At 51.2% G+C, this 11,593-nt stretch carries 9 protein-coding genes; 6 read left to right on the top strand and 3 right to left on the bottom strand.

What is annotated here, in order from left to right; genetic code table 11:
- Nucleotides 1–320 precede the first annotated feature (320 nt).
- Nucleotides 321–2,141 carry a malto-oligosyltrehalose trehalohydrolase gene (gene treZ / locus R6U67_RS03155; protein ID WP_410251204.1) on the bottom strand — a complete coding sequence of 607 codons (1,821 nt, stop codon included), beginning with the start codon at nucleotides 2,139–2,141 and terminating at the stop codon, nucleotides 321–323.
- Between the two features lie 39 nt (nucleotides 2,142–2,180).
- Entirely contained in the window at nucleotides 2,181–4,304 is a 2,124-nt protein-coding gene (glgX, locus tag R6U67_RS03150) for a glycogen debranching protein GlgX (protein WP_410251203.1), read from the bottom strand.
- A gap of 193 nt (nucleotides 4,305–4,497) precedes the next feature.
- Here glgX and R6U67_RS03145 point away from each other — a divergent pair, with 193 nt between their 5' ends.
- From R6U67_RS03145 to R6U67_RS03130, 4 genes are all read left to right on the top strand, one after another.
- Entirely contained in the window at nucleotides 4,498–5,166 is a 669-nt protein-coding gene (locus R6U67_RS03145) for a hypothetical protein (RefSeq protein WP_410251202.1), read from the top strand.
- Nucleotides 5,167–5,296: 130 nt separating this feature from the next.
- On the top strand, nucleotides 5,297–6,025 hold the full coding sequence (locus R6U67_RS03140; RefSeq protein ID WP_410251201.1) for a DUF928 domain-containing protein: 729 nt from the start codon (nucleotides 5,297–5,299) through the stop codon (nucleotides 6,023–6,025).
- 26 nt (nucleotides 6,026–6,051) lie between these two features.
- Nucleotides 6,052–7,263 carry an alanine racemase gene (gene alr / locus R6U67_RS03135; RefSeq protein ID WP_410251199.1) on the top strand — a complete coding sequence of 404 codons (1,212 nt, stop codon included), beginning with the start codon at nucleotides 6,052–6,054 and terminating at the stop codon, nucleotides 7,261–7,263.
- 67 nt (nucleotides 7,264–7,330) lie between these two features.
- Nucleotides 7,331–8,863: a carboxypeptidase M32 gene (locus R6U67_RS03130; protein ID WP_410251198.1), complete on the top strand. Its 1,533-nt coding sequence runs from the start codon at nucleotides 7,331–7,333 to the stop codon at nucleotides 8,861–8,863.
- A 69-nt stretch (nucleotides 8,864–8,932) separates the two neighbouring features.
- On the opposite strand, the gene R6U67_RS03125 is transcribed toward R6U67_RS03130, so the two are convergent.
- Nucleotides 8,933–9,613, bottom strand: a complete 681-nt coding sequence (locus R6U67_RS03125; RefSeq protein ID WP_410251197.1) for a response regulator transcription factor — start codon at nucleotides 9,611–9,613, stop codon at nucleotides 8,933–8,935.
- 378 nt (nucleotides 9,614–9,991) lie between these two features.
- Between R6U67_RS03125 and R6U67_RS03120 the strand changes: the two genes are divergently transcribed.
- Together R6U67_RS03120 and R6U67_RS03115 are read left to right on the top strand one after the other, a co-directional pair.
- Nucleotides 9,992–10,510: a phycocyanin/phycoerythrocyanin subunit beta gene (locus tag R6U67_RS03120; RefSeq protein WP_068790163.1), complete on the top strand. Its 519-nt coding sequence runs from the start codon at nucleotides 9,992–9,994 to the stop codon at nucleotides 10,508–10,510.
- A gap of 56 nt (nucleotides 10,511–10,566) precedes the next feature.
- The gene (locus R6U67_RS03115) at nucleotides 10,567–11,055 is read left to right on the top strand and encodes a phycocyanin subunit alpha (protein ID WP_068790164.1); all 489 of its coding nucleotides are present in this window, start codon (nucleotides 10,567–10,569) and stop codon (nucleotides 11,053–11,055) included.
- Nucleotides 11,056–11,593 lie beyond the last annotated feature (538 nt).

Here is an 11,593-nt window from a genome sequence, read left to right as displayed (position 1 = left end):
AACGATTTCTCGGGCAGCGTCAAAGCCAACGTTTGGGTTGAATTGCAGGCGATAGGTGGCGATGGGAGGAGTCATGGTTTTAGAGGGAACAGGGAACAGGGAACAGGGAACAGGGAACAGGGAACAGGGAATCACCCCCTCCACTGAGGGGATAGTAATAAGGGGTAGGGTGTGTTCCGGCTTGCAACCCTTGTGGGGGTTTACCGATAGGCTATATGCTGCCGGAACGCACCATTTCAGGAATACGGGGACAGATTTGGGGGGGGTCTCTTCTTAACCCGGTTTATCTTTGATACGGGTATTGATGTCACGATTGACGATCAACTGTTCTCGTATAGTACAACAGTTAGGGGAGGAATTTTGATGGATTCATTACCGTTTAGAGTTGTGGGAGAGAGGGGGCCAGAACCTTGCCAGATGGAGTCACTTGAATCGAGGGTTTTAGTCCAGGTTTGATTGGGGGCTGGGGGCGATTCAATGATGGTCTCGTTAAAGTTAAAGATAGCCCAAATTGCCTGATTGGCTTGGGATTGGTGAACGCTGAACCAGCGGGATTCGTTGTTGTATTGGGTTTGGATTTGTTGGCGATCGCCCGCTGTAATCGCGAGATTGGTTGTTCGTCGTTCGATGAGATGTTTATAGAAGTTGAGTAAGACCTGATGATGGTCACTCTCTCGTTTTTGCCACTTGAGGGTTGAGGTTTTCAAGGTTTCTAAACTCGCTGCATCTGGTGGAGTTCCGCTGGCGTGGAAGGCTTCAAATTCTCGTTTTCGACCTTGGCGGACGGCTTCGACTAAATCGGGATCTTGGTGGTCGATAAAATAGAGAAAGGGGGAGTCTTCCCCATATTCTTCGCCCATAAATAACAGTGGGATTCCGGGATTAAGGAGAGTGGCGGCGGCGGCAAGTTTGAGGGCATCAAAAGATACGAGTTGGGAGAGACGTTCTCCTAACATGCGGTTGCCAATTTGGTCGTGATTTTGATTGCAGATCACGAACTGGGAGGGGGGGCGATCGCGGACATCGCTACCATGATATCGCTTGCGGTGGGGGGAATAGGTCCATTGATAGACAAAACTCTCCCGCCAGGCGGTGGCCAGTTGTTCACAACGGCCAAAATCTTCGTAATAGCCCTGTTGTTCTCCCGTTAACAGGGTATGTAAACTATGGTGGAAATCATCACTCCATTGGGCATCCATTCCCCAACCATGTTCGTTGCGAGGGCGAATGACACAGACATCATTGAGATCACTTTCGGCGATGAGATAGCGAGGATAGGTGGCGGTTTGATTAAACTGGGCCAGGCGATCGCTCAACTCCCCTAAAATATGTTTGGCCCCAAAGTCATAAATGGCATGAATGGCATCGAGACGTAAGCCATCAAAATGATACTCCCGTAGCCAGTAGAGGGCGTTTTCAATGACGAAATTACGCACTCCCTCACTATAGGCATCATCGAAGTTAATGGCCCCACCCCAAGGGGTTTGATATTTTTCCGTGAAATAGGGGCCAAAATCGCGGCTGTAGTTTCCTTCTGGGCCAAAGTGGTTATAGACGACATCGAGAATCACCGCTAATCCCGCTTGGTGGGCGGCATTGACGAGGGTTTTTAGCCCGTCGGGGCCGCCGTAGGAGTTTTGAACCGCGAAGGGATAGACGCCATCATAGCCCCAGTTGCGATCGCCGGGAAACTGGGCCACCGGCATCAGTTCAATGGTGGTAATGCCCAATTCCCGCAATTGATGTAAACGAGAGATAGCCGCCTCAAAGGTTCCTTCGGGGGTAAAGGTTCCGATGTGTAATTCGTAGATCATCGACTCCTGTAGGGGGATTCCTTCCCAATCGTGATCCCCCCAGGAAAAGCTTTCATGATCGACGACAGCCGAGGCCTGATGAACCCCATCGGGTTGAGAGTATGAGGCGGGATCGGGGCGGAGTGTTTCGCCGTTGAGGCGGTACTGGTAGCGGGTTCCGGGGGGAATATCGGAGAGGGTAATCCGCCAGTAACCGTGATCATCTTGTTCGAGAGGGTGCGATCGCCCCTGTGGTGTGAGACCCTCTAAGCTAACGCGATCGAGTAATGGCCCCCAAAGAGAGAACTCACAGCGATCGCCCCCTAAATAGCGTGCACCAATGTTCATAAATAAAAGTCGGTCCAACGACCAATCCTAGAGTTCAGCTTACTGGCGTTTTAACAAGAGTGTTGAACGGGATTCAACGGTAAACGTATCTTCTCCACTGTAGCGGATTTTGCTATCACAAAACTCGGATTTTGTGGTATCTAAAATCACAAGCCATTTATGAGTTTTCAGACTCTCCGGCAGTGCAAACTCAATCGCTTCGTAATGGGCATTAAATAACAGCAAAAAGCTATCATCAACAATCCGTTCCCCCTGCTTACCTCGGGCGGGAATGGCATTCCCATTCAAGAAGACGGCGATCGCCTTCGCAAACCCCTCTTGCCATTGTTCCTCATCGATTTCCTCGCCATTGGGATTAAACCAGCCCAAATCCGTCACCTGAGATCCATAAATCGGCTGGCCCTGGAACCACTTACGGCGGCGAAAGACGGGATGGCGATGACGGAATTGGATGAGTTGTTGGGTGAACTCTAGCAGATTAGCATTTCCTTCTTGTAACGTCCAGTCAATCCATGCCAATTCATTGTCCTGGCAATAGACATTATTATTGCCCTGCTGACTGCGTCCTAATTCATCGCCACTGACTAACATGGGGATACCTTGAGATAACATCAAGGTCACCAAAAAGTTACGCCGCTGCCGATTCCGCAATTCCAGAACTTCGGGGTCATCGGTTGGCCCTTCTACCCCACAATTCCAAGACCGATTATGGCTTTCTCCATCCCGATTATCTTCCCCATTGGCTTCATTGTGTTTCTCGTTATAGCTCACTAAATCATTGAGTGTAAAGCCATCATGGGCGGTGACAAAATTAATGCTGGCACTCGGACGACGACCGTTAAACTTATAGAGATCTGAACTTCCCGTTAGACGATAGGCAAACTCCGCCAACGTGCCATCTTCGCCTCGCCAAAAGTCTCGCACTGCATCACGATAACGACCATTCCATTCTGACCAAAGTAGGGGGAAATTACCCACTTGATAACCACCATCAGCAATATCCCAAGGTTCAGCAATAAGTTTCACTTTTGAGAGGATGGGATCTTGATGGATGATATCAAAGAAAGCGGCTAAACTATCCACTTCATAGAGTTCTCGGGCTAGGGCAGACGCCAAGTCAAAGCGGAAGCCATCGACGTGCATGTCTAACACCCAATACCGCAAACTGTCCATAATCAGTTTGAGAACTTGGGGATGACTGACATTGAGAGAATTGCCGCAGCCGGTGAAGTCCATATAATAGCGGGGATCATCTTCCACGAGGCGGTAATAGGTGGTGTTGTCAATCCCCCGAAAACATAGAGTTGGCCCGAGATGATTCCCTTCGCCGGTGTGGTTGTAAACCACATCTAAAATAACTTCAATTCCCTCAGCATGGAGGGCTTTCACCATTTCTTTAAATTCCCGAACCTGATCTTGAGGATTTTCACTGGCACTGTAGCCACGGTAAGGGGCAAAATAGGCGATGGAATCATAACCCCAGTAGTTTGTCAAGCCCGTTTCGGCTAAGTGGCCCGGTTGGGAGACAAAATGATGAACGGGCATCAGTTCGACGGCCGTAATTCCCAGGGATTTGAGATAACGAAGGGCCTCAGGATGAGCTAAGCCGCGATAGGTTCCCCGCCATTCCGGGGGAATATCCGGGTGTTGGCGGGTGAAGCCTTTGACGTGCATCTCGTAGATGACGGTTTCCTGTTCCGGGATGTTGAGGAGGCGATCGCCCTCCCAATCAAAAGACTCATCCACGACAATCGCCTTGGGAATCCATTGGGAGTCATCGCGATCGCAAAAGGAGAGATCCTCATCCTCATCCTCCCAACAGTAGCCAAAAATCGTCTCATCATAGCCAATTTGTCCATCTAAGGCTTTGGCGTAGGGATCGATGAGTAACTTATTAGGATTAAAGCGATGGCCCTGTTCCGGTTCAAAGGGGCCATGAACCCGGAAGCCGTAGCGTTGGCCGGGTTTGATGCCGGGGAGATACCCATGCCAGTTATAGTTTTCGATTTCAGTTAAGGAAACCCGAGTTTCCTGACCCTGTTCATCAAATAAGCACAACTCAACTTGGGTCGCATTTTCGCTATAAATAGCAAAGTTGGTTCCTTGGCCATCCCAATACGCCCCCAAAGGATAGGGTTCACCGGGCCAGATTGGCATATCCATACAAGTTCTCGTGTTGTTCTTATCTATCGGTTGCGGGAGTTTTGTCCCTTGAGGGCTAATATATCCTAAGTCTTCAAACTCTGTGCAGTTCTCTGTGCAGTTCTCTATGCAGTTCTCTGTGCCGTTAAGCCTAAGAGATTCTCCCTGGGATGAGTTTTCCGGTTCTGTCCCCGTTTTATTCTGGTTTCGGACTATGTATGTTCTTCGACGTTGCTGGCGGAATTTGCCCTGCATTAGCCTGGTTGGGATGTGGGTGGTGTCTCCTGGGGCGATCGCCCAAATGCCCCCCTCAGTCGAGATTCTCAGCCAAGCCGAGCGTCCCTGGATTGACGTTCCGCCCCCCCTGGATGTCCCGGAGGTTCCGCCACCTAGCCGCGAGACGGCGGCGACGATTCGCTATTTAGTTTATGTCAACAGTCGCAGTTCTGAACGTTTGCAGCAGATTCAACGTCTCAATCCTGAAGCCGGTTTTGGCATCTTTCAGGGGGAGCAAATTATTCAGGCGGGACTGTTCCGCCAACGTGGGGCCGCCGAGATGCGATCGCAGCAACTCGCGGCCGAGGGAATCTCCTCACTCGTGGCCGCTGTCACCGTTCGGGATCAATCCCCCTCGGATGCGAGTCATGCCCGTAATGGGTCCTATTATGTGGTAATTCCCGGTTCTCAACGGACTCTCGATGAAGCCATGATGACGGTTCAAACCACTGTCAACCCCGGAACGGGGATTCAACGGCGCGATCGCCCCCGAGGACTGCATCTGGCCATCGGACCGTTCCGAAACCGGGAGATGGCCGAACGGTTAAGCGATCGCCTCCGCCGCCGGGGATTGTCCCAAACCCGAGTTCACTATGATCCCGAGTAGATCCTCAATTCACCACCTCTGGACGTGACAGCGGTGGCCGAGCCTTAGCCTAGGATTTTTGATGACTCTCCCATCCATCTCCTAAGGGCCGACTGTATCAGCTTGATGTCCTGTAGTTCCCTAAACAACAATGACTCACAGACTAAAGACACTTCTATTCAGTCTCTTGGCCGTTGCGATCGTAATCGCCATCCCCATCCTCTCGATTCAACCCTCAATCTCCGTTGAGTTCAATCCTCCTGATCGCGGAACCCCGGAACAAGTTGATGGAGGCGGGACTCGTTTCCGGGATTTCGAGCAATCCGGAGAGCGGATGATTCCTATTTTTGTCAATGGCGAGGAACTCGAATGTCCTCTCAGTGCCATCTTGCCGCCCGAAAACTATGGGTTAACTCGCCAAGCCTATCCCACGATTTTCTATCACACCCCCCCAGTTAAGGACATGGAGGTGATTTTTACCCTGCGGGATGCTCAAGAGCAACTGGTGTATCAAACCCGCTACGTCACCGGAGACGAACATGGAACCTATGGCTTGCCGATTCCCGCCTTCGTCAATGTCCCACCCTTAGAACGCTATCAAGGCTATGTCTGGACGGTGGAGTTACCGAAGTTTGAGGCGAGTGTCTCAGGAACCATTGTCCGAGTCAACACAACGGCCAGTTTTGACGAGGAGTTCGCCGCCGCATCAGCCGAGGAACGTCTGCAACTGCTGGCCGATGCCGGACTTTGGTACGATATGCTCGATCAACTGGCTCAACTTCATCGCGATCGCCCCGATGAACCGCAGTGGTATCGCCTCTGGACGGAGATCGCCGAAGCCGCTGAGTTGATGAAAGTGGGGATGAAACCCCTACTCTAACCCCTACTCTTCACCCCTTTGTCCTCATGCTGACCTGGGAACGGGTTGTTAAATTTAGCCATCAGTGCGGCCCCGAGGTGGGGGTCTGCGATCGCGCCTGGGTCGAAATTGACTTAGAAGCCTTGGCGGAGAATGTCCGTCATCTCAAGGCCCTATTGGCCCCGAACACGGAGTTCATGGCGGTCGTGAAGGCCGATGGCTATGGTCATGGGGCCATTCCGGTGGCTGAGACGGTCTTGGCCGCCGGTGCAAACGCCTTGGCCGTCGCAACCGTGGATGAGGGGGTGGAACTGCGTCAGGGGGGAATTACAGCCCCAATTCTACTGTTGGGGGCCAATCCTAGCCCCCAACATATTCAGGCCCTACTCCGCTGGAACCTAGAACCGACCCTCTGCGATCTCGATCATGCCAAGATGATCTCAGGGATGTTGGCCCGCCAACAGTCTGGGGCCAGCGATGCAACAGCCAGTTCACCGCTTCGGGTTCATGTGAAGTTAGATACGGGAATGTCCCGCCTCGGGGTCCGTTGGACGGAGGCGGTTTCGCTGTTACAACAGATCCAAGTTTTACCCCATTTGCAATTGGCGAGTCTCTACTCCCATTTCGCTACGGCTGATGAGTTAGATCCGGGTACGATGCGGCAACAACAGGCGCGGTTTGAGACGGCGATCGCCCAACTGCAAGCCGCCGCAATCCCTCTCCCTAAGCTGCATTTCGCCAATTCCGCCGCCACCCTCTGCAACCGGGCCAGCCACTATGATCAAGTGCGGGTGGGGTTAGCCCTCTATGGCCTTTATCCTGCCCCTCATCTGCGATCGCAGGTCAAGCTACGGCCGGTTTTACAAGTCAAAGCCCGCATTACTCAAGTCAAAACCATTCCCCCCGGAACCGGCGTCAGTTATGGTCATCGCTTTGTCAGTCAACGGCCAACGCGCCTGGCCGTCGTTGGCATCGGCTATGCTGATGGGGTTCCCCGCCGCTTATCGAATCAGCTACAGGGTCTCCTCAACGCCGGCGGACAAGTTTGGCGCGTTCCCCAGGTGGGATCGATTACCATGGATCAACTCATGTTAGATGTGACGGATCTCCCGGATGTGAAGGTCGCCGATGTGGTGACATTACTGGGAACCCTGGGAGACGAGTCTATTTCAGCCGATGACTGGGCTAATCAACTCGGAACCATCTCCTGGGAAATTCTCTGTGGTTTCAAACACCGCTTACCTCGGGTACAAGTTTGACCCGGCCAGGGGAACCAAACCCCGATAGAATGATGGATGAGCCGTGCGTCTGCCTGTCTTGCCAACTATGCCCACTTCCTTTTCCAATTCTGGCTCTTTGTATTCTCAACTGATTACCCGGCTGCGAGATGTGCGGGATATTCAGTCTGCGGCGGCGGTGTTGCAATGGGATCGGGCCACCTATATGCCCCTCGGTGGGGCCGCGGCCCGAGGGCGACAACTAGCGACGCTGCGACAGGTGGCCCATGAAAAGCTTTGTGATCCGGCGTTGGGGGAGATTTTAGAGCAACTCGATGGGGAAGCGCAACAGTACCCCTATGAGAGTGATGAAGCCAGTTTGATTCGGGTGGCCCGTCGTGATTATGAACAGGCGACACGGGTTCCGGCGGGGTTTATGGCCCGGCTGTCTCATCATCAAACTGAGTCGTATTTGGCGTGGGCTGAGGCCAGGGAGGCGGGAACGTTTGAGCGAGTCTGTCCCTATTTGGAGAAAACCCTGGATTTGAGTCGGGAATGGGCGAGTTTCTTCCCGGATTGCGATCGCCCGGCGGATTCTCTCATCGCCCTATCTGATGAAGGGATGACCAGTCGCGTATTAGAGGAGTTATTTTCTCAATTGCGGGGGGAGTTGGTCCCTATTGTACAGGCGATCGCCGCTGCTCCTCCCATCGACACCAAGCTTCTACAACAGGAGTTCCCCGAAACGGCCCAACTGAACTTTTGCGCCAAATTGATGGAACGCATCGGCTATGACTTCAGCCGAGGCCGCCAAGACGCGACGCTACATCCATTTACGACCAGTTTTTCCATTAATGACGTTCGCATCACCACCCGCACCGATCTCCACAATCTCACCGAAAGTCTATTTTGTAGTCTCCATGAAATGGGTCATGCGTTGTATGAACAAAACATCGATTTAGCCCTCGAAGCAACTCCTTTAGCGGATGGAACCTCCTCGGGAATCCACGAGAGTCAATCTCGTCTTTGGGAGAATCTGGTTGGCCGCAGTCGCGCCTTTTGGGAATGCTTTTATCCCCGTCTTCAGGGCTTTTTTCTGCGTCAACTCGGACAATCCTCGGTTTGTGACTTCTATCACGCTATTAACCGCGTCGCCTGTACTCCCATTCGCACCGCTGCCGATGAAGTGACCTATAATCTCCATGTGATGATTCGCTTCGAGTTAGAAGTGGCCATGTTGGAGGGAAAATTGAGTGTTGAAGATTTACCCGAGGCTTGGAATAGTTGTTATGAGCGCGATTTAGGGATTACTCCCACTCACCCGAATGAGGGCGTTTTACAAGATGTCCATTGGTACGCCAAACTGATTGGAGGTCAGTTTCAAGGCTATACATTAGGCAATTTAATCGCCAGTCAACTGTTTGAAACGGCCCTGAAAGAACATCCCGAGATTCCCGTTGATTTAGAACGGGGTAATTTTTCAACTCTGTTAACTTGGTTACAACGGAATGTGTATCGTCATGGGCGTAAGTTTACCGCCGATGAACTGGTCGATCGCATTACGGGAATGCCGATTCATATTGACCCCTTTTTACGCTATATCCGCAGTAAATATGGGGATTTGTATAGGTTGGATTTGTAAAAAAGTCTCTTTAAAGGAGTGAACGTTTTTCGGGGGTGACTGTTGGGTTAGTGGTTAATTTGGAAGACGTTAAGTGTTGGTAGCCATGAGACGATAGCCAATTCCATGGACGGTTTCAATGAAATTATCGGCAGCGCCAGCTAATTTAAGTTTTTGGCGTAAGCTTCTGATGTGAACTTTTACAGTATGTTCTTCGGGACAGGCTTCAGTTTTCCAGAGATTTTCCAGAATGACACTGCGGCTGAGAACTCGCCGTTGATTTCGTAAAAGTAATTCCAGCAAGCTAAATTCTTTTGGGGTAAGCCGTAGGGGATTTTGATGATAATGGGCTTCATAGGTGCTGGGATTGAGTTCCACCCCAGCCCATTCTAAAATTGGCGGGGTAATGGGACTACCTCGTCTGAGTAACGCACGAATTCTGGCAAATAGTTCCCCGAGGTCAATAGGCTTGACGATATAGTCATCTGCACCCATATCTAAACCAGTAATTTTATCCGTAATGGTATCTCGGGCTGTCATCATTAACACCGGCATTTGATAGCCCTGCGATCGCAGTCGGTGACAAAGAGCAAAACCATCGGTTTCCGGTAACATCACGTCTAACAGCATCAGATCATAGTCAAAGAGCTTGACATAATCCCAGCCTTTTTCCCCATCCTCAGCCAAGTCAACCACATAAAGTTGATCGCTGAGAGCCTCGGCTAAGGTTTCGGCTAAGGGAAGATCGTCTTCAACTAAAAGAATCCTCATTGTCTTCTTATGGGTCGCCTCACTTGGCCTTAGTTTAGGGGAAAAGGGTTTCTGCTTATCTTTACAATCTGTTAAGTTATGTTCCCTCAGAGATGGAGTCGCCTCTGGGGGGATTGGCCTGAAATTGAGAGCTTTGCACTGGGGATCAAGGTCGAGGATAAGGCTGACCCCAACTCCTTTTTCCATGAAGAAATGTTAAAAAAACGCCGATCTGGGCAATGTTTCCGATTTCTTTACAAACTCCCTACCCAATTATTTACATTCAACCCTTAAGCTTCCAATTCAGATGGGTCCGAGAGCCGTATCCTCCGATACCTCCTCTGACTTACCTCCCAAACTAAACACTAGAGACCCTAAGTATTTAGGAGAACTGAAACTATGTTGGATGCTTTTTCCAAAGTTGTTGAGCAAGCGGATCGCCAGGGGACTTACCTGAGTGACGAGCAAGTGGACGCCTTGTCCGCCATGGTGGCTGACAGTAACAAGCGTTTAGATGTGGTGAACCGTCTCACCGGCAATGCTTCATCCATTACCGCCAATGCTTACCGGGGCTTGGTTTCAGAGCAACCTCAAGTCTTTGGTCCAGGTGGTGCGTGCTTCCATCATCGCAATCAAGCCGCCTGTCTGCGTGACTTGGGTTTCATTTTGCGCTATGTCACCTATTCCATGCTGGCGGGAGATCCCAGTGTCATGGATGATCGCTGTCTCAATGGCCTGCGGGAAACCTACCAAGCCTTAGGGACTCCTGGTGCAACCGTCGCCTTGGGAATCGAGAAAATGAAAGATGCTGCTTTGGCGATCGCCAACGATTCCAATGGCATCACCCCCGGCGATTGTAGTTCCTTGATGTCAGAATTAGCGCTTTACTTTGACCGAGCGGCTGCCGCTGTTGCTTAAGAAGCATCATTTTTTCCCCATTTTGACCATCGTTTTATACTGGAGATTTTTTAGCTATGAAAACCCCTTTAACCGAGGCGATCGCTGCCGCTGACGCTCGTGGTGTGTATCTGGGCAACACGGAAATGCAGGCCATTTTCGGTCGTTTCAGCCGCGCCACCGCTGGCTTGCAAGCTGCCAAAGCCTTTAACCAGAACGGTCAGGCTTGGGCGGAAGCCGCCGCCGGCCACGTCTATCAAAAGTTTCCCTACACCACGCAAATGGAGGGACCCCAGTACGCTTCTACCCCTGAAGGAAAGTCGAAGTGTGTCCGTGACATCAGCCATTATCTACGCACCATTAGCTATTGCTGTGTTGTGGGTGGAACCGGTCCGTTGGATGAATATGTGGTGGCCGGTGTCAAGGAATTCAATGCTGCTCTTGGCTTGTCTCCGAGTTGGTATATCGCGGCTTTGGAGTTCGTTCGCGACAATCATGGCTTGTCTGGTGATGTGGGTGGAGAAGCCAACATCTACCTCAACTATGCCATTAATGCCTTGAGCTAACCCCTCATCCTGAATACCCTTAGGGATTCAGTGTCACCAGTAGCGGGTTCCTTTTTCCTTTTTTCCTTGAGCAATGATGTCTAACCGTTAACCAGCAAGAGTTAACGGTTAGCCGTTGAGAGTTGATAGCGATCTCACCTAGGTCTTGTTCAGGGGTGAGGCTGAGTGATGTCTGAATCTCGCAACAGTTAGTCAGGGTCGGACAAGGTCATGGGAGCGATTCATTGTCCGACCTTTTTGTACTCAATCTCGTCATCTGTCATCGAGGAGCACGAAGATGAGAGGACCAATCGCTGAGCCGAGCATCGGCAGATCTGGGGTTAATTTGAGTGGATTTTAAATGATCATTATTGAGTGGAGATAAAATCACGATGAGTTTAACAGCATCTCGCCTCGGAGTGGGGGACGTCATTGGAGAAAAAATTGAGTTGCGTCAGAATTGGACGGAAGATGAGTTACAGGAGGTGTTTCGCGCCGCCTACACTCAGGTTTTTGGGCGGGAAGGACTCACCCTCAGCGAGACCTTTGTCAGTTTAGA

Origin of the sequence: Sodalinema sp., assembly GCF_046483825.1 — a bacterium.
Lineage (GTDB): Bacteria > Cyanobacteriota > Cyanobacteriia > Cyanobacteriales > Geitlerinemataceae > Sodalinema.
The sequence above is the reverse complement of the archived record's forward strand: the minus strand, read 5'-3'. Positions and strand labels throughout refer to the sequence as shown.